The sequence below is a fragment of the Streptomyces thermocarboxydus genome, from assembly GCF_024760485.1.
In the GTDB taxonomy this organism is placed as follows: domain Bacteria; phylum Actinomycetota; class Actinomycetes; order Streptomycetales; family Streptomycetaceae; genus Streptomyces; species Streptomyces cellulosae.
Genome location: NZ_CP058273.1, coordinates 2,265,239 through 2,283,747, shown reverse-complemented (window position 1 = coordinate 2,283,747; position 18,509 = coordinate 2,265,239). Strand labels below are relative to the sequence as shown.

Annotated in this window: 15 protein-coding genes and 4 pseudogenes; 14 read left to right on the top strand and 5 right to left on the bottom strand. The window is 71.3% G+C overall.

Translation table 11 applies throughout. From position 1 onward, the window contains the following. Positions 1 to 28 precede the first annotated feature (28 nt). The 3 genes from AY578_RS10605 to AY578_RS10595 all read left to right on the top strand — a co-directional run bounded on the left by AY578_RS10605 (position 29) and on the right by AY578_RS10595 (position 4,618). Positions 29 to 3,235: a S41 family peptidase gene (locus AY578_RS10605; protein WP_258902293.1), complete on the top strand. Its 3,207-nt coding sequence runs from the start codon at positions 29 to 31 to the stop codon at positions 3,233 to 3,235. A 114-nt stretch (positions 3,236 to 3,349) separates the two neighbouring features. After that, positions 3,350 to 3,703: a histidine triad nucleotide-binding protein gene (locus AY578_RS10600; RefSeq protein WP_137209702.1), complete on the top strand. Its 354-nt coding sequence runs from the start codon at positions 3,350 to 3,352 to the stop codon at positions 3,701 to 3,703. Between the two features lie 6 nt (positions 3,704 to 3,709). Further along, entirely contained in the window at positions 3,710 to 4,618 is a 909-nt protein-coding gene (locus tag AY578_RS10595) for a ribonuclease Z (protein WP_215188827.1), read from the top strand. Positions 4,619 to 4,967: 349 nt separating this feature from the next. On the opposite strand, the gene AY578_RS10590 is transcribed toward AY578_RS10595, so the two are convergent. After that, a complete protein-coding gene (locus tag AY578_RS10590) occupies positions 4,968 to 6,314 on the bottom strand; it encodes an MFS transporter (RefSeq protein ID WP_258902292.1) in 1,347 nt (448 codons plus the stop codon). A 358-nt stretch (positions 6,315 to 6,672) separates the two neighbouring features. Here AY578_RS10590 and AY578_RS10585 point away from each other — a divergent pair, with 358 nt between their 5' ends. The 10 genes and pseudogenes from AY578_RS10585 to AY578_RS34260 all read left to right on the top strand — a co-directional run. Then, complete coding sequence (locus AY578_RS10585) at positions 6,673 to 7,569, top strand: 5-dehydro-4-deoxyglucarate dehydratase (RefSeq protein ID WP_052183366.1); 897 nt, start codon at positions 6,673 to 6,675, stop codon at positions 7,567 to 7,569. Next, complete coding sequence (locus AY578_RS10580; RefSeq protein WP_258902291.1) at positions 7,566 to 8,873, top strand: glucarate dehydratase family protein; 1,308 nt, start codon at positions 7,566 to 7,568, stop codon at positions 8,871 to 8,873. Before AY578_RS10585 ends, AY578_RS10580 begins: the two co-directional genes overlap by 4 nt. A gap of 92 nt (positions 8,874 to 8,965) precedes the next feature. Further along, positions 8,966 to 10,111, top strand: a complete 1,146-nt coding sequence (locus AY578_RS10575; RefSeq protein ID WP_019523150.1) for a carbohydrate kinase family protein — start codon at positions 8,966 to 8,968, stop codon at positions 10,109 to 10,111. A gap of 169 nt (positions 10,112 to 10,280) precedes the next feature. Continuing rightward, positions 10,281 to 11,351, top strand: a complete 1,071-nt coding sequence (locus tag AY578_RS10570; RefSeq protein WP_026243572.1) for a PhoH family protein — start codon at positions 10,281 to 10,283, stop codon at positions 11,349 to 11,351. 12 nt (positions 11,352 to 11,363) lie between these two features. Continuing rightward, the gene (ybeY, locus tag AY578_RS10565) at positions 11,364 to 11,861 is read left to right on the top strand and encodes an rRNA maturation RNase YbeY (protein WP_019523152.1); all 498 of its coding nucleotides are present in this window, start codon (positions 11,364 to 11,366) and stop codon (positions 11,859 to 11,861) included. After that, positions 11,858 to 13,165 (top strand): hemolysin family protein, encoded by a 1,308-nt coding sequence (locus tag AY578_RS10560; protein ID WP_161107791.1) that lies wholly within the window; start codon positions 11,858 to 11,860, stop codon positions 13,163 to 13,165. The genes ybeY and AY578_RS10560 overlap by 4 nt, the downstream gene beginning before the upstream one ends. Further along, a pseudogene (locus AY578_RS10555) lies at positions 13,165 to 13,535 on the top strand (MmcQ/YjbR family DNA-binding protein). The gene AY578_RS10560 and the pseudogene AY578_RS10555 overlap by 1 nt, the downstream one beginning before the upstream one ends. Positions 13,536 to 13,555: 20 nt before the next feature. Continuing rightward, positions 13,556 to 13,909 (top strand): cytidine deaminase-like protein, encoded by a 354-nt coding sequence (locus AY578_RS10550; protein WP_128126506.1) that lies wholly within the window; start codon positions 13,556 to 13,558, stop codon positions 13,907 to 13,909. A 144-nt stretch (positions 13,910 to 14,053) separates the two neighbouring features. Further along, positions 14,054 to 14,533 carry a hypothetical protein gene (locus tag AY578_RS10545; RefSeq protein WP_258902290.1) on the top strand — a complete coding sequence of 160 codons (480 nt, stop codon included), beginning with the start codon at positions 14,054 to 14,056 and terminating at the stop codon, positions 14,531 to 14,533. Positions 14,534 to 14,915: 382 nt separating this feature from the next. Continuing rightward, positions 14,916 to 15,032: pseudogene (locus AY578_RS34260) on the top strand (tyrosine-type recombinase/integrase); the annotation flags it as partial. A gap of 263 nt (positions 15,033 to 15,295) precedes the next feature. On the opposite strand, the gene AY578_RS10535 reads toward AY578_RS34260, so the two are convergent. The 4 genes and pseudogenes from AY578_RS10535 to AY578_RS10525 all read right to left on the bottom strand — a co-directional run. After that, positions 15,296 to 15,661, bottom strand: a complete 366-nt coding sequence (locus AY578_RS10535) for a hypothetical protein (protein WP_258907590.1) — start codon at positions 15,659 to 15,661, stop codon at positions 15,296 to 15,298. A 14-nt stretch (positions 15,662 to 15,675) separates the two neighbouring features. Next, complete coding sequence (locus tag AY578_RS34050; RefSeq protein WP_347226181.1) at positions 15,676 to 16,104, bottom strand: restriction endonuclease fold toxin-2 domain-containing protein; 429 nt, start codon at positions 16,102 to 16,104, stop codon at positions 15,676 to 15,678. Positions 16,105 to 16,262: 158 nt separating this feature from the next. Further along, positions 16,263 to 16,733 (bottom strand): NUDIX domain-containing protein, encoded by a 471-nt coding sequence (locus AY578_RS10530; RefSeq protein ID WP_039649173.1) that lies wholly within the window; start codon positions 16,731 to 16,733, stop codon positions 16,263 to 16,265. A gap of 2 nt (positions 16,734 to 16,735) precedes the next feature. Beyond that, positions 16,736 to 17,206 (bottom strand): annotated as a pseudogene (locus tag AY578_RS10525) (XRE family transcriptional regulator); the annotation flags it as partial. Between AY578_RS10525 and AY578_RS10520 the strand changes: the two are divergent. Further along, positions 17,207 to 18,355: pseudogene (locus AY578_RS10520) on the top strand (tyrosine-type recombinase/integrase); the annotation flags it as partial. It lies immediately after the preceding pseudogene. Positions 18,356 to 18,509: the final 154 nt, after the last annotated feature.

The window sequence follows — 18,509 nt, the reverse complement described above, 5'->3', positions numbered from 1 at the left end:
ACCGCACGCGCGCCCATAGGGTGATCGGGTGACACAGCCTGCATCGGTCGCATCCAGCGCATACCTCCGTTTCCCGCACCTGCACGGCGAGTTGGTCGCCTTCACCGCCGAGGACGACGTGTGGCTCGCCCCGCTCGACGGCGGCCGCGCCTGGCGGGTCAGCGCGGACAACGTGCCGGTGAACCACCCACGGATCTCCCCGGACGGCGCCACCGTCGCCTGGACCTCCACCCGCGACGGCGCCCCCGAGGTGCACGTCGCCCCCGTCGACGGCGGACCCGCCCGCCGGCTCACCCACTGGGGCAGCATGAGGACCCAGGTCCGCGGCTGGACCGCGGACGGCAGGGTCCTCGCGCTGACCACGCACGGCCAGGCCAGTCTGCGCCGCACCTGGGCGCGCGCCGTGCCGCTCGACGGCGGACCCGCCGAGACCCTGCCGTACGGGCCGGTCGGTGACGTCGCCGCGGGGCCGCACACGGTGCTGCTGTCCGCGACGATGGGCCGCGAGGCCGCCGCCTGGAAGCGGTACCGGGGCGGCACCGCGGGCAAGCTGTGGATCGACCGGGAGGGCGACGGGGAGTTCGTCCGGCTGCACGAGGACCTCGACGGGAACATCGAGTACCCGCTGTGGGTGAGTGACAGGATCGCGTTCCTCTCCGACCACGAGGGCACGGGCGCGCTGTACTCCTCCCTCGCCGACGGCTCCGACCTGCGCCGGCACACGCCGTTGGACCACTTCTACGCCCGCCACGCGGCCACCGACGGCACCCGTGTCGTCTGGTCCAGCGCGGGCGAGCTGTGGATCCTCGACGACCTCGACACCGCCGAGCCGCGCCGGCTCGACGTACGGCTCGGCGGCCAGCGCGTCGACCTGCAGCCGTTCCCGGTGAACGCGGCCCGCTGGTTCGGCTCCGCGTCCCCCGACCACACCGCGCGCGGCAGCGCCGTCTGCGTACGCGGCACCATCCACTGGGTCACCCACCGCTCCGGCCCCGCCCGCGCCCTCGCCGCCACCCCGGGCGTCCGCGCCCGGCGCCCGCGCACCTTCCGCGCGGACGGCGAGGAATGGGTGGTGTGGGTGACGGACGCCGAGGGCGACGACGCCCTGGAGTTCGCCCCCGCCACCGGACCGGCGCCCGGCGCCACCCCGCGCCGCCTGGCCGCCGGACAGCTCGGCCGGGTCGTGGAGCTGGCGATGGCGCCCGACGGCAGCCGCGCCGCGATCGCCTCGCACGACGGCCGCCTCCTGCTCGTCGAGCGGGAGACCGGCGAGGTCCGCGAGGTCGACCGCAGCGAGGACGGCGACGTCTCCGGGCTGGTCTTCTCACCCGACTCCAGCTGGCTCGCCTGGTCCCACCCCGGCCCGCGCCCGCTCAGCCAGATCAAGCTCGCCCACACCACCGACCTGTCGGTCACCGAGGCGACCCCGCTGCGCTTCCAGGACTACGCGCCCGCCTTCACCCTCGACGGCAAGCACCTCGCGTTCCTGTCCACCCGCTCCTTCGACCCGGTCTACGACGAGCACGTCTTCGACCTGGCCTTCGTCGAGGGCGTACGGCCCTACCTGATCACGCTGGCGGCGGCCACGCCGTCGCCGTTCGGGCCGCAGCGGCACGGGCGGCCCTTCGAGACCCCCGACCGGGACGAGACCCCCGACAGCGAGGGCACCCCCACCACCCGTATCGACCTCGACGGGCTCGCCGACCGCATCGTGCCGTTCCCGGTCGAGGCCGCCCGCTACAGCAACCTGCGCGCCGCCAAGGACGGCGTGCTGTGGCTGCGCCACCCGGTGCGCGGCGTGCTCGGCGCGTCCCGGGCCACGCCCGACGACCCGGACCCCAAGACCGACCTGGAGCGCTACGACCTCGCCCAGCAGCGCATCGAGCACCTCGCCGTGGACGCCGACCACTTCGAGGTCAGCGGCGACGGCAAGCGGGTCCTGCTGTGGACCGACGGGCGGCTCAAGGTCGTGCCCAGCGACCGGCGCGCCTCCTCCGACGACGACAGCGACAGCAACATCACCGTCGACCTGGCGCGGGTGCGGCAGTTCGTCGACCCGTCCGCCGAGTGGCGGCAGATGTTCGACGAGAACGGCCGCATCATGCGGGACAACTTCTGGCGTCCCGACATGAGCGGTGTCGACTGGGACGGGGTGCTGGGCCGCTACCGGCCCGTCCTGGACCGGCTCGCCACCCACGACGACCTGGTGGACCTGCTGTGGGAGGTGCACGGCGAACTCGGCACCTCGCACGCCTACGTCACCCCCCGCGGCGGCTACGGCGGCGGCCCCCGACAGGGACTCCTCGGCGCGGACATCTCCCGGCACGAGGACGGCAGCTGGCGCGTGGACCGCATCCTGCCCGCCGAGACCTCCGACCCGGAGGCCCGCTCCCCGCTCGCCGCGCCCGGCGTCGCGATCCGCCCCGGCGACGCGATCGTCGCCGTCGCGGGACAGCCCGTCGACCCCGTCACCGGCCCCGCGCCGCTGCTGGTGGGGACGGCCGGCAAGCCCGTCGAGCTGACCGTGTCGCCGGCCGGCGGGGGTGAGCCGCGGCACGCCGTCGTCGTCCCGCTCGCCGACGAGGAGCCGCTGCGTTACCACGCCTGGGTCGCCGACCGGCGGGCGTACGTCCTGGAGAAGTCCGGCGGCCGGCTCGGCTACATCCACGTCCCCGACATGCAGGCGCCCGGCTGGGCGCAGATCCACCGCGACCTGCGGGTGGAGGTGCTGCGCGAGGGTCTGGTCGTGGACGTGCGGGAGAACCGCGGCGGGCACACCTCGCAGCTCGTGGTGGAGAAGCTGGCCCGGCGGATCGTCGGCTGGGACCTGCCGCGCGGCATGCGCGCCGAGAGCTACCCGCGCGACGCGCCCCGGGGACCCGTCGTCGCCGTCGCCAACGAGTTCTCCGGCTCCGACGGCGACATCGTCAACGCGGCGATCAAGGCGCTCGGCATCGGCCCCGTCGTCGGCACCCGCACCTGGGGCGGGGTCATCGGCATCGACAGCCGCTACCGGCTGGTCGACGGCACGCTCGTCACCCAGCCCAAGTACGCCTTCTGGCTGGAAGGCTACGGCTGGGACGTCGAGAACCACGGCGTCGACCCGGACGTCGAGGTCGTCCAGCGCCCCCAGGACTACGCGGCCGGCCGCGACGTCCAGCTCGACGAGGCGGTGCGGCTGGCGCTGGAGGCGCTGGAGTCGGCCCCGGCGAAGACGCCGCCGCGGCTGCCGTGACCGCGCGCGGTGGGGGTGTCTCCGGGGCCCTGAAGGCACTGGGGGAGGACGACGGCCCGCGGCGGGATCGGTAGCATGCCTGGGTAGTGGAGATCGCCGGGCCGAGGAGGGCGTATGGCAGGGGAACCCCAGGACGACTGTCTGTTCTGCAAGATCGTCGCGGGCACCATCCCGGCGACGATCGTGCGGGAGACGGACACGACCGTCGCGTTCCGTGACATCAACCCCCAGGCGCCCACCCATGTCCTGGTGATCCCGAAGGCGCATCACCGGGACGCCGCGGCGCTCGCCGCCGCGGCGCCCGAGCTCGCCGCGGACGTGCTGCGCGAGACGCAGGCCGTCGCGGACCAGGAGAAGCTGGAGAGCTACCGCATCGTGTTCAACACGGGCAGCGGCGCCGGCCAGACCGTGTGGCACGCGCACGCCCATGTCCTGGGCGGACGCGGTCTCGAGTGGCCCCCCGGCTAGGCCGCGTTGTCCGTCCGTGAACTGGTGGTGCTCGGCACCGCCAGCCAGGTCCCGACCCGGCACCGCAACCACAACGGCTACCTGCTGCGCTGGGACGGCGAGGGCTTCCTCTTCGACCCCGGTGAGGGCACCCAGCGGCAGATGCTGCGCGCCGGGGTCGCCGCGCACGACATCAACCGGATCTGCGTCACCCATTTCCACGGCGACCATTCGCTGGGGCTCGCCGGGGTGATCCAGCGGATCAACCTCGACAAGGTGCCGCACCCGGTCAGCGCGCACTACCCGCGCTCCGGGCAGCGGTTCTTCGACCGGCTCCGGCATGCGACCGCCTACCGCGAGACCGTCGCCCTCCTCGAGGCCCCCGTCCACACCGACGGCCCCCTCGTCCGCGCCTCCGGCTACACGCTGGAGGCACGCCGGCTCTCCCACCCCGTGGAGGCGTACGGCTACCGGCTGGTCGAACCCGACGGGCGCCGCATGCTGCCCGACCGGCTCGCCGCGCATGGCATCTCGGGCCCGGACGTCGGCCGCCTCCAGCGCGAGGGCTCGCTGAACGGGGTCGCCCTGGAGGACGTCAGCGAGGTCCGGCGCGGGCAGCGGTTCGCGTTCGTGATGGACACGCGGCTGTGCGACGGGGTGTACGAGCTGGCCGAGGGCGCCGACATGCTGGTGATCGAGTCGACGTTCCTCGAGGAGGACGAGGCTCTGGCGGTGGAGTTCGGCCACCTGACGGCGGGGCAGGCGGCGGGGGTCGCCCGCGAGGCGGGGGTCCGTCACTTGGTGCTGACCCACTTCAGTCAGCGGTACACGGACGCGTCCGCCTTTGAGCGCGAGGCGCGGGCGGCGGGCTTTGAGGCGGACCTGACGGTGGCGAGGGATTTGGACCGGGTCCCGCTCCCGAAGCGGCGCGCGTAGCTGCGGGCAGTCGGTGGCCGGTCGCGCAGTTCGCCGCGCCTCCGAGGGGCGCCTTTGCCGCCGGTCGTATTTTTCGAGGGGGCTGCGACACCTTCGATGCGGGTGCGGGTGCGGGTGGTCGGTGGCTGGTCGCGCAGTTCCCCGCGCCCCTGCGGGGCGCCTCCGCCGCCGGCTGTGTCCCTCGCGGGGGCTGCGACACCTTGTGATGCCGGGTGCCTGTGGTCGGTGGCCGGTCGCGCAGTTCCCCGCGCCCCCGAGGAGCGTCGCGGCTGCGGGCATTCGTGCCGCTGGGGCGGCACGGGTGGGCGCAGCGGCACCCTCCAGCCGACCGCGGCTGACCTCACGTACCTCAGATGCCCCCCGGCGCCCTCGTAGCCGCCGCCGTGTCGTACGCCCCCCTCGCCGGCACAGCGGCCGCGTCCAGCGTGATCTCCACGACCGGCTGCTCCGGCGCCCCCACCTCCGGCACCACCCCGGACGGAGTCCCCGTGGTCGCCGCGACGACAGCCGCCGGGTGTCCGCCCCGCCTCCGCACGGCCCCCGGCAGCAACGCCCGCCCGCCCGCGTGCAACGCCACCCCGGTCATCGGCACCGCGACCAGCAGCAACCCCGCCGCCAGCACCGCCCCCATCACCGGGAACCCGGCCTGCGCCGACAGCACGCTTCCGGTCAGCGGCCCCGCCGCGGTCCCCAGCGACGACGCCGACCCCACCAGCACGGCCCACCGCCCCCGCGCATCCAACGAGGCGGCCAGCCCGATCAGGTACGACAGCACCACCGGATAGAACGTGTTCCAGGCGATCTCCCCGAAGGCGAAACTCCCCAGCCCGGTCGCGGAAGCGCTCAGCGCGATACAGCCCGCGATGAGCACCGTCCCGCCCCCGACGGGCACCGCCCGCCCCAGCCGCGAGCCCAGCGCCCCCGCGCCCAGCACGCCCAGCAGTCCCGCGCCCAGCGCGACCGCGAAGACGACACCCACGGTCGGTTCGGACAGATGCGCCTGGCCGACGCCGATGCGCCCGCTGACTCCCCACAGGGCGTTCTGCGCGAGCGACCACAGCAGCATCGCCCCGGCGAGCACCATGCCCGAACGCCGGTACGGCAGCCGCCCGGAGCCGAAGCCCTCGGCCTCCACTGCCTCGACCGCGTCAGGACGTCCCGCCGTACCCCCCGGCAGCCCCGCCGTCAGCGGCCACACCGCCAGCGCGGTGAGGGCGATGGCGGCGAGAGTCAGCCCGTGCCCGGGCAGGTGCGGCACCGTCAGATAGACCACGCCGGCCAGCGCGGACACGCTCAGCAGGCCGAGGGTGGACGCCCGGTGGGGGTCCTTCTCCGCGGCGATCCGGGTCGCCGCGACCGTGGTGGCCGTGCCCGACCCGAACCCGCCGACGACGGCGCCGGCGACGACGGCCGGGACGGAGGTGGTGAGGGCGGCCCCGCCGTAGCCGACGGCGGCGAGGAGGAGACCCAGCCGGGCCAGGGTCCGCGCGCCGGTCCGCTCGACGCGGGAGGCCAGCAGGAACCCGGCCGTTGCCGAGCTGAGCAGCAGCAGACTGCCGACGCCGCCCGCCTGGGTGGGTGTCAGCTCCAGGCCGCGTTCCAGCCGTCCGACCGTGGTCGGCAGCAGATACGGGGCGAGGTACCCGGCCGTGAAAAGGGCGACGAGGGGCCAGGGGGTGGTGCGAGGGGCGTACACGGGCGTTCCCAGGGCGTGCGAAAGGGACGGTGCGAGAAACACGTGGTGGGGGGCGACGACCGTCGGTGGACGAGAACGCGCGGGCAATTTGTATCAAGCGGGGGCAGGGCAACGGGAGCGAGAGTGCTGTGATCTAAGTCACTCTTCCGTTTGGGGGTTTCGATGCGTGGGTAGCAGCGCGCTTTTTCCGCCTCATCCGCGGTGCCCGCCCGCCCGTCGAACCCATTGACGCCCCTCGTGCACCCCTCTAGCCTCGTTCTCATACATGGATGCCGTCTACATAGGGAGATAGGCGAGGGTGAGTCCCGGCACCGAAGGAGACGGCAGCGCCGCCGTGGCGAGACGTCTCAAGGACGGCATGGCGCACGGCGTCCTCTCCTTCCCGCTCACGTCGTTCCACGACGACGGCACTCTCGACCCCGACGGCTACCGCGCCTACGCGGCGGAACGGATCGCCACCGGACCCGGCGCCGTCTTCCCCGCCTGCGGCACCGGCGAGTTCTTCTCCTTGGACGAGGACGAGTACCGCCAGGTCGTCGCGATCACCGTCGAGGAGAGCGCGGGACGGGTCCCCGTCGTCGCCGGCGTCGGCTACGGCTGGGCCCAGGCCGCCCGGTTCGCGCGCATCGCTCAGGACGCCGGCGCCGACGCCCTCCTCGTCCTGCCGCACTACCTGGTCACCGCCCCGCAGGACGGCCTCGTCGCCCAGCTCGAGGCGCTCGCCGCCCGCACCCCGCTGCCGCTCGTCACGTACCAGCGCGGCCAGGTCGCCTACACCGCCGACTCGCTGCGCCGCATCGCCGCCCTGCCGAACGTCATCGGGCTCAAGGACGGCCACAGCGACCTCGACCGCCTCCAGCGCCTCACCCTCGCCGCCCCCGACGACTTCCTGTTCTTCAACGGCGCCGCCACCGCCGAGATCCAGGCCCGGGCCTACGCCACCGTCGGCGTCCCCGCCTACTCCTCCGCCGTGCACGCCTTCGCGCCGGAAATCGCCGGCGCCTTCTTCACCGCCCTCCGCGACGGCGACGCGGACACCCTCGACCGGCTGCTGCGCGGCTTCTACGTGCCGTTCGTCGAACTGCGCGACCGCACCCCGGGATACGCGGTGTCGCTGGTGAAGGCGGCCGCCCGGCTGCGCGGCCGTCCCGTCGGGCCCGTGCGCGCCCCGCTCACCGACCCGTCCGCCCGTGACCTCGCCGACCTCAGGACCCTGCTCGACGCCGGACTCGACCTCGTAGGAGCCGCCCTGTGACCGCATCCACCTCCCGCGACCTGACCGTGACCGAGGTCCGCCTCACCCCGGTCCTGGTCGCCGACCCGCCCCTGCTCAACACCCAGGGCGTGCACCAGCCGTACACCCCCCGGCTGATCGTGGAGGTGGTGACCGCCGGCGGGATCACCGGGCTCGGCGAGACGTACGGCGACACCAAGTACCTGGAGCTGGCCCGCCCGCTCGCCGACCGGCTCGTCGGACACCGCGTCGACGACCTGAACCGGCTGTTCGCCGAGGCCGACCAGGTCGCCGTCGACGCCGCCCGCGTCTCCGGACAGGTCGACGTCGGCGGACTGCGCGGTGTGCAGACCGCCGACAAGCTGCGGCTGTCCGTGCTCTCCGCCCTGGAGGTCGCCTGCCTCGACGCCCTCGGCAAGAGCCTCGGCCTGCCCGTGCACGCCCTCCTCGGCGGCAAGGTGCGCGACACCGTCGAGTACAGCGCCTACCTGTTCTACAAGTGGGCCGAGCATCCCGAGGGCGTCACGGCGGAGAAGGACGACTGGGGCGCGGCCGTCGACCCGGCGGGCGTCGTCGAGCAGGCCCGCCGCTTCAAGGAGCGCTACGGCTTCACGTCGTTCAAGCTCAAGGGCGGCGTCTTCCCGCCCGAGGAGGAGATCGCCGCCGTCCGCGCCCTCGCCGCCGCCTTCCCCGGCCACCCGCTGCGCCTCGACCCCAACGGCGCCTGGTCCGTGGAGACCTCGCTGAAGGTCGCGAAGGAACTCGGGGACGTCCTGGAGTACCTGGAGGACCCCGCCCTCGGCACGCCGGCCATGGCGGAGGTGGCGGCCGGCACCCACGTGCCGCTCGCGACGAACATGTGCGTGACGACCTTCGCCGAGATCAAGGAGGCGTTCACCCAGGACGCCGTGCAGGTGGTGCTCTCCGACCACCACTACTGGGGCGGGCTGCGCAACACCCAGCACCTCGCGGCGATCTGCCGCACCTTCGGCGTCGGCGTCTCCATGCACTCCAACACCCACCTCGGCATCAGCCTCGCCGCGATGACGCACGTCGCGTCCACCGTGCCCAACCTGCACCACGCCTGCGACTCCCACTACCCCTGGCAGTCCGAGGACGTCCTCACCGAGCGGACCGCCTTCGAGGGCGGCGCCGTACGGGTGCCCGACGCGCCGGGCCTCGGCGTGGAACTCGACCGCGACCGGCTGGCGTTCCTGCACCGGCGGTGGCTGGACGACGACGGCGCGCTGCGCGATCGCGACGACGCGGCCGCCATGCGGATCGCCGACCCGGACTGGGTGCAGCCCACGGTGCCCCGCTGGTGACCGCTCCGGGGGACCGCGTGGCGTGACGGCCGCTCCCTGTCGGCGGTGTGGTGCACACTGGCTGGAACCGCACCATGTCAGGGAGCGCAGTGATGGCGTCCACCGGGAAGAGGAACGGCAAGAGAGCCGGGAAGGAACCCGTCGCGGGACCGCCCGGCACGGACCGGATCGACCCGCTGGCCGCCCTGCGCGGCCCCGAGGACCCGGCCTGGGACGTCTACCTGACCGGGACCGTCTTCCTCGACATCGTCTTCACCGGGCTCGACTGCGCCCCCGTGCGCGGCACCGAGACCTGGGCGCGCGGCATGGGGTCGAGCCCGGGCGGCGTGGCCAACATGGCCACCGCCCTGGCCCGCCTCGGCCTGCGCACGTCCCTCGCGGCGGCCTTCGGCGACGACCACTACGGCGAGTACTGCTGGGACGCGCTGGAGCAGGGCGAGGGCATCGACCTCTCCCCGTCCCGCACGGTCCCCGGCTGGCACTCCCCGGTCACCGTCTCCATGGCGTACGAGGGCGAGCGCACGATGGTCTCCCACGGCCACGAGCCGCCCCCCGAGGAGCCCGCCCCCGACTGCCCCCCGCGCGCCCGCGCCGCCGTCGCCTCCCTCACCCCCGGCCGCAGCGCCCCCTGGATCGCCCAGGCCGCCCGCACGGGCACCCGGATCTTCGGCGACGTCGGCTGGGACGACACCGGGGCCTGGGACCTGGCGGGCCTGCACGACCTGCGGTACTGCGAGGCGTTCCTGCCGAACGCGGCGGAGGCCATGCGCTACACCGGCACGGACACCCCGCGCGCCGCCGCCCACGCCCTCGCCGAGCACGTCCCGGTCGTCGTCGTCACGCTGGGCGCGGACGGCGCGTACGCGGTGGATCGGCGGACCGGGGAGACCGCGTCCGTCCCGGCGATCGAGGTGGAGGCGCTGGACCCGACCGGGGCGGGGGACGTGTTCGTCGCCGGGTTCGTCACCGGCTCCCTCGCGGGCTGGCCGCTGGCCGACCGGCTCGCCTTCGCCGGGCTCACGGCCGCGCTGTCCGTGCAGGAGTTCGGCGGCTCGCTGTCCGCGCCGGGCTGGGCGGAGATCGCCGCCTGGTGGCGCCGGGTGCAGTCCGTCGAGGGCCAGGAACCCTCCGCGCTGCGCCGGTACGGCTTCCTGGCCGGGCTCGTCCCGGAGGAGGCGGTACGGCCCTGGCCGCTGCGGCGGGCCGTCCCGACGATCGGGTTCCGCAGGCCGGCGTGAGCCGTGACGAGCGGGGAGCGTGGGGAATGTGCCGCCCGGTGCGGAAGTCGCAGCGTTCGGATAAAAGGCCTACGGGCTTGTCACCCCGCCGTCGTACCCTGGGAGTCGCGAGGCCGCCCTCAGCTGCGCGGCCGTGACGAGGAGGAACCGCAGGCCTCAGAGCCGGCCCATGACTCAGACACCCACAGCTCACACCCCCGCGCAGGGGCAGGCGAGAGTGCAGTTCACCGTCCCCGCCCAGCACCCCATGGTGACCGTGCTGGGGTCCGGCGACTCCCTCCTGCGTGTGATCGAGAAGGCCTTCCCGGGGGCCGACATCCACGTCCGGGGCAATGAGATCAGCGCGGTCGGCGACGCCACGGACGTGGCCCTGATCTCGCGCGTGTTCGACGAGATGATGCTGGTGCTCCGCACCGGGCAGCCGATGACGGAGGACGCAGTGGAACGCTCGATCGCCATGCTCAAGGCGAGCGAAAGCGGGGAGAGCGACGGCCAGGAGACCCCGGCCCAGGTGCTCACGCAGAACATCCTGTCCTCGCGCGGCCGCACGATCCGCCCCAAGACGCTCAACCAGAAGCGCTACGTGGACGCGATCGACAAGCACACGATCGTCTTCGGCATCGGCCCCGCCGGCACCGGCAAGACCTACCTGGCGATGGCCAAGGCGGTGCAGGCCCTGCAGTCCAAGCAGGTCAACCGCATCATCCTGACCCGGCCGGCGGTCGAGGCGGGCGAGCGGCTGGGCTTCCTGCCGGGCACGCTCTACGAGAAGATCGACCCGTACCTGCGCCCGCTGTACGACGCGCTGCACGACATGCTCGACCCCGACTCGATCCCCCGGCTGATGGCCGCGGGCACCATCGAGGTCGCGCCGCTGGCGTACATGCGCGGCCGCACGCTCAACGACGCCTTCATCATCCTGGACGAGGCCCAGAACACGAGCCCCGAGCAGATGAAGATGTTCCTCACCCGCCTCGGCTTCGACTCGAAGATCGTGATCACGGGTGACGTGACGCAGGTCGACCTGCCCGACGGCACCAAGTCCGGCCTGCGCCAGGTCCAGGACATCCTGGAGGGCGTGGACGACGTCCACTTCTCCCGGCTGTCGTCCCACGACGTCGTCCGGCACAAGCTGGTGGGCCGTATCGTCGACGCGTACGAGAAGTACGACAGCCGGCACGGCACCGAGAACGGCACCCACAAGGGCGGCCGGAACCGGTCCGGCCACAAGGGGAAGTAGACCGAGCACCAGATGTCGATCGACGTCAACAACGAGTCCGGCACCGAGGTCGACGAGCAGGCGATCCTCGACATCGCCCGCTACGCACTGGCCCGGATGCGCATCCACCCGCTCTCCGAGCTCTCGGTGATCGTGGTGGACGCGGGCGCCATGGAGCAGCTGCACATCCAGTGGATGGACCTGCCCGGGCCCACGGACGTCATGTCCTTCCCCATGGACGAGCTGCGGCCCCCGTCCAAGGACGACGAGGAGCCCCCGCAGGGGCTCCTCGGCGACATCGTGCTCTGCCCCGAGGTCGCCGCCCGGCAGGGCGCCGAGGCGCCCACGAAGCACACCATGGACGAGGAGCTGCAGCTGCTCACCGTCCACGGTGTGCTGCACCTGCTCGGCTACGACCACGAGGAGCCGGACGAGAAGGCCGAGATGTTCGGCCTCCAGGCCGCCATCGTGGACGGCTGGCGCGCGGAGAGGGGCCTCACCGGCCCGTCCCCGGCCCCGACCGTGTCATGAGCGCCGCCCTCGTCCTGGGGGCGCTCGCGCTCGTCGTCGTCGCCTGGCTCGCCGCCTGCGCGGAGGCCGGCATCGCGCGCGTCTCCAGCTTCCGCGCCGAGGAGGCCGTACGGTCGGGCCGCCGGGGCAGCGCCAAGCTCGCCCGGATCGCCGCCGACCCCACCCGCTACCTCAACGTGGCGCTGCTGGTCCGCATCATCTGCGAGATGTCCGCCGCCTCGCTGATCACCTACGGCAGCCTGCGCGAGTTCGACGGCACGGCCGAGGCGCTGCTGATCGCCATCGCCATCATGGTCCTCGTGTCGTACGTCGCCGTCGGCGTCTCCCCGCGCACCATCGGCCGCCAGCACCCGCTGAACACGGCCACCATCGCCGCGTACGTGCTGGTGCCGCTGGCGCGGGTCATGGGCCCGATCCCCTCGCTGCTGATCCTCATCGGCAACGCCCTCACCCCCGGCAAGGGCTTCCGGCACGGCCCGTTCGCCTCCGAGGCGGAGCTGCGCGCGCTCGTGGACCTCGCGGAGGCGGAGTCGCTGATCGAGGACGAGGAGCGCCGCATGGTGCACTCCGTCTTCGAGCTGGGCGACACCCTGGTGCGGGAGGTCATGGTGCCGCGCACCGACCTGGTGGTCATCGAGCGGTACAAGACCATCCGGCAGGCCCTCACGCTCGCCCTGCGCTCCGGGTTCTCCCGTATCCCGGTGACCGGGGAGAGCGAGGACGACATCGTCGGGATCGTCTATCTGAAGGACCTGGCCCGCAAGACGCACATCAGCCGCGACGCGGAGAACGACCTGGTGTCGACGGCGATGCGGCCCGTGTTCTTCGTGCCCGACACCAAGAACGCCGGCGACCTGCTGCGCGAGATGCAGAAGAAACGCAACCACGTCGCCGTCGCCGTCGACGAGTACGGCGGCACCGCCGGCATCGTCACCATCGAGGACATCCTCGAGGAGATCGTCGGCGAGATCACCGACGAGTACGACCGCGAACTCCCTCCGGTCGAGGACCTCGGCGACGGCCGCCACCGCGTCACCGCCCGCCTCGACATCACGGACCTGGGCGAGCTGTACGGGCTCGAGGAGTTCGACGACGAGGACGTGGAGACCGTCGGCGGACTGCTCGCCAAGCGGCTGGGCCGCGTGCCGATCGCGGGCGCGTCCTCGGTCGTCGAACTGCCGGACGGCCGCGAGCTGCGCCTGACGGCGGAGGCGGCGGCCGGACGCCGGAACAAGATCGTGACGGTGCTGGTGGAGCCGGTGGGCCCGGCGAAGCCCCTGGCCGGCGAGGAGGAGCCGGAGTAATGACCCCGGAGCGGCTGCGCGCCCTCTGCCTGTCGTTCAACGCGGCGGTGGAGGAGTTCCCCTTCAACCCGGACACCTCGGTCTTCAAGGCGCTGGGGCGATGTTCGCCCTGACGGACCTGGGCGCGCGCCCGCTCAAGGCCAACCTCAAGTGCGACCCGGACGACGCGATCCGCCTGCGCGCCGCACACCCGGACCTCGTCGTCCCGGGCTGGCACATGAACAAACGCCACTGGAACACGGTGACGGTGTCCGGCGGACCCGCCGGCGCTCTCCCGGACCGCCTGGTCAGGGAGCTGGTGGAGGACTCCTACGACCTGGTCGTGGCAGGCATCCCGCGAGCTGCCCGCCTGCGCCTCGACCGCCCGTAGCGCCCCCTTATGCTCGGATCATGACCGAGACTCCCGACCTCGATCCCGAGGACCGCAAGATCGTCACCCTGGCCCGCTCCGTCCGGGCCCGCAACGGCGTGCCCGAGGGCGCGGCCGTACGCGACGAGACCGGCCGGACGTACGCCGCCGGCACCGTCGCCCTGGACTCGCTGAAGCTCAGCGCGCTGCGCACGGCGGTGGCGATGGCGGTGGCGTCCGGCGCGACGTCGCTGGAGGCGGCGGCGGTCGTGACGGAGGCGGAGTCGGCCTCCGACGAGGACCGCGCGGCTGTGCGGGACCTGGGCGGGGCGGAGACGCCGGTGCTGGTGGCCGGGCCGGACGGCACGGTGCGGGAGACGGTCACGGCGGGCTGAGGAGCCCGCTCGCACCCCACCGCTGTTACCTCCGGTAATTAGGCCAGATCTCCACCTTGTCGTGCGGCGCCTCCCGCGCATCAATGGACACGCAGCGGGTCCGGACCCCCAATTGCCCCCCACACGAAAGGGAGCCGGAATCCCATGAGAGGCAAGCGATTCGGAACAGGTCTGTCCCTGGCCGCGGGCGCACTGGCCGTCTGCGGCCTGGCGTTCGCCCCCACCGCCGCCGCCGTCGACCCCGGAACGGCGACCGTCAACGCCGACTGCGGCAGCTACGGCGGCGGTGACGCCACCCTCACCGCCACCCAGAGCGGCACGTCCGCGACGATCACGCTGCACACCTCGTCGGTCACCGCGCCGGTCTCCCTCGGCCAGGACTCCCTGGTCTCGGAGCTGACGATGGTGAAGGAGGACGGCGGCACGGTCACCTTCAAGGGCACCAAGAACCCGGCGATGTCCACGGGCGACGCCCTCGAGGTGGGCCCCCTCTTCGGCACGGTCGCCTCCGGCGACAGCCTGGAGGCCTACGGCGGCACCCTCAAGGTGACGGCCTTCGGCTTCATCACGATCACCTGCACGGCGACGGGGCCGCAGGCACCGGGGCCGTTCGTGTTCGACTGATTTCCAGTTGGCCGACCAGGGCCGGGCGCCGTACAGGCGCCTGGCCTGCATCATCGAAGGAAGTCGCCAATTGTCGAGGACGGAGCGGTGGCGGGGTGAAGTGTAGGAGCAACCGAGGATGGGCCAGAGGCCGCTTTCTGATGCCGGGTGTCTTGCTGGTTGGGCCACTACTGACTGGGAACTACGGCCGGGCTTGCCTGGCCACCGACGTTCCGCTCCCGCTCCTGGGGTTGGCCCACGTCACCCCGCCCTCCTGACCCACCGTCGCATCACCGCACATCTTGACGGGGCACCAACACAGCTTCCCCGACTTCGGAGGCGGTCCCCGCCCCGGCACTGCGCTGCGTCCGGCCGAACTGCCTACCGTGGTCGAGGCACCAGGCTCCACCGCGTCTCCTTCCATGGCCTAAGACATTCGGCCACCACTCTCCTTCTCGAACGAGACCTCCAACTTGTTGTCATCAAAGAGCGCTGCGGAGATCTCCACATCGGCGTTACCAACCGCCGTGTCGTGTACGGCGTCGCCCTTACCACGACGCCAGCGATCCTCTCAGCACCGATCGACGCAACCCGGTCTAGGCCGTCGCCCGGCCCGACGACGGTGACGGATTGCCGCCCTGAGCATCACCTGTCCGATGACGTTGCCGTCAGTTACTGCCGTCCAGACATCACAAAGGCCCCACCGGAAAGCGATCCGGTGGGGCCTCTGAGTTCTGGACAGAAGAGCGAACCTGCGTTCTCACAACGACGCAAGGGGGGATATCAGGAATCAGCGGCGATGGCGATCACGTCATCAACGCTCATGCCCGCCTCAATGCTCCCGTCGAAACTGTATCCGTCATCACAGAACACCAGGTCAATTTCGGCGGGCACCAAGCCTCGGTACCAGAGTGCAAATCTAGCGGCCAAAGCAAGGGGGGAATCGAGGTAAATGCAAGTTCCGTCCACATGGGAGTATCCTTCAAGCTCCTGGCTATCGTTCGTGTAGGACCAAACCACGTCCCTAGACTTCTGTGATCCTTGGCGCTCAAGGATCACAGAAGTCGGCCAGTCGCGTTCCAATGCCGCGATCAGATCTGCGCGACGAACCCCACGGCTCTTATCCTCGAAGACGGCTAGGTACGTCACTGACCTGCTCCTTCCTATGGACTCAAGACGACAGAGCCTGGTATTCCATGCTGTTGCATCAGGCCTCTGAAGTATGGCACAGCCCCCGGCTCGTTGGTGATGACGCGCAATCCCTTCAATGGATTACGAGGATCATTGATCACCGCCGCATACCGTGCGAATTCATCGCTCATCTTTTCGTCGACCTGCGCTTGGATAAATTCTGGGACCTTCCCGCCCGGCACATAAGGGCTCCGCCCCGGTTTGCCGACGTACTTGGCATCCAAAAGTTCGGAAGTGTTTATATCGAGACCGTCAGCCCAAACTTGCGTTCCGCCACCCGTGGCATGGTATTCAGTCGAGCCAACCTGCCTAATCTGGTAGGCCTGGTTCGCGCCGCTACCCTTCGGACCCCCAGTCTTCAGTGACAATGCATAAGACGTCGGGCAGCCCGTATTGTGCACCAGGACCGGCGTGGGTCCCGCCTGTACGTAGTACGTGTGCTACGCGGACGCCTGTACCTGCCTTTATGCAGGTCAAGCGCGATTTGCTGGTCCGGTGACGTGCGTGAGTGTCCGTGGTTGTGCGGGGTTGTTGCCGTCAGCTACTGCCGTCAGCCAGTTCAGCCCAGGTACGGCTTCTCGCGCTGTTCCAGGAAGTGCTGGAGCCTGAGCTGTTGGGTGTGGTGCATCGGTAGCTGCTCGATCTCTTCCGGCGGCACGAACCGGAGCTCGGTGGACTCGTCGGAGATTGCCAGCTGGCCGCCGGTGATGCGGGCGGTGAAGCAGACGTTGAACTGGCGGCGGACCTCGCCGTCGGTGTAGGCGATGATGTGTTTCGGGTCGGTGTAGGTGCCGACCAGGCCGGTGATCTCGACGTCCAGGCCGGTCTCTTCCTTGACCTCGCGGACGGCCGTGCCTGGCAGGGAGTCGGTGAGGTCCATTCCGCCTCCGGGCAGGGCCCATAGGTCGTTGTCGCGGCGGCGCTGGAGGAGGATGCGCCCGTGATCGTCGGTGACGACGGCGGAGGCGGCGACGACCATGCTGTTCGGCTTGGGCGCGTTCGGGTCGCCGTAGTACTCGGTACGGGCCACGGTCAGCCTTCCTCTCGTACGGGGGTTGCTGTCGTCCACACGGCGTCGAAGCTCTCGGCATAGGTGTCGAACATGCCGCCTGCCTCGTGTCGGCGAAGATGCCACAAGGGGGCGGCGTACGCGTTGGCGCCCCAGACATGGGCGTTGACGAGTTGCTGGTCGTCAGCGCGGTAGAGGGAGTTGTAGAGCGTGGTTTCGTGGGTGCGGACTTCGATGCCCGGGGTGCTGGCGAGGGGTCTGTAGTGCATGAGCGCGAGGCGGCAGCGTGATTCGATGCCGTGGCCGAACCGCTCCTCCTGGCCGCGGGCTTGGACGGTGTCGCTGTCGGCGTCCCCGATCGCGATGCGGACGGTGCAGCCTTCGGCGGCGCGTTCGGTGAGGAGTTCGTTCAGCCGCGGGTACGCCTCGTGGAGGAAGACGGCCGCGTAGACGAGGATGTCGATCCGTTCCCGGGCCTGGGCCATCAGGTCGGTGACGCCCTGGCCAAGCTCACCGAGAAGATCGCCGCCAGCAACCGCGGCGTCCCCGTCCCCTCCGCGGCGGGCAGCGTGGCCGCGTACCTGACGTACTGGCTGGAGAACGTCGCCCTCCACCACCTCCGCGAAACCACCCACACCCGCTACACCACCTGCGTCAGCCGATACCTCATCCCCGGCCTGGGCAAGAAGAAGCTCGCCAAGCTCACCGCCAAGGACGTCCGCACCTGGCTCAACCAGCTCCGCACCACCTGCCAGTGCTGCACCCGCGGCATCGACGCCCGGCGCGACCAGCCCCGTTGCTGCGCCATCGGCCGGTGCTGCTCCAAACTGCTCTCCCCGCTGACGCTCACCTACATCCACTCCGTACTCAAGTCCGCCCTGGAGCACGCCGTCCGCGAGGAAGAGATCCCGCGCAACGTAGCCCGCAACGTCCGCACCGGCACCCCACGCCCCCGACGCTTCGAACCCCTCACCGCCGACGAAGCCCGGCAGTTCCTCGCCGCCGCCCAGGACCACCGGCTGCACGCGCTGTTCGAACTCGCCCTCCACACTGGGCTCCGCAAGGGCGAACTCCTCGGCCTGCGCTGGGAAGACCTCGACCTCGACGCGGGCACCGCCGCAATCCGCCGCACCCTTCAGCGCACCAGCACAGGCGGGCTCACCACGCTACCCACCAAAACCCGGGCCTCCGAACGCCGCATCGCCCTCCCCACCCGCTGCGTCCAGTCCCTGAAGCACCACCACGAACAGCAGCGGCACGAACGTGCGACCGCAGACACGTCGTGGCAGCACAGCGGGCACGTGTTCACCACAGCGCAGGGTCGACCGATCGACCCGACAAACCTCACCCGCACCTTCATCGCGCTCCTCCGAAAGGCCGGCCTCCGCCGCATCCGCTTCCACGACCTCCGCCACTCCACCGCCACCCTGCTCCTGGAACAGGGCGTCGAACTCGTCGTGATCAAGGAACTCCTCGGACACGCCCACATCGGCGTCACTGCCACGGTCTACGCCCACGTCCGACTCCGCCTCCAGCGCGACGCCATCGACACCCTCAGCACCGCACTCGACAGCCCGGAGAACACCAAGACGGCACGCTCCGACGGCGACGAACCGCCACCCTGCGCCGCCCTCGTCCGCTGACGTTGCCGTCAACTACTGCCGTCACCCCACACAGACGCCTCGCCAGACACCGCCTGACGGGGCGTCAAATTCGCTTGCACACATCGACAAGCAAATTGAAGTTCAACAAACAGCGACATCAACGCGATATTCGCGCATAACCTCCATGTTCGAG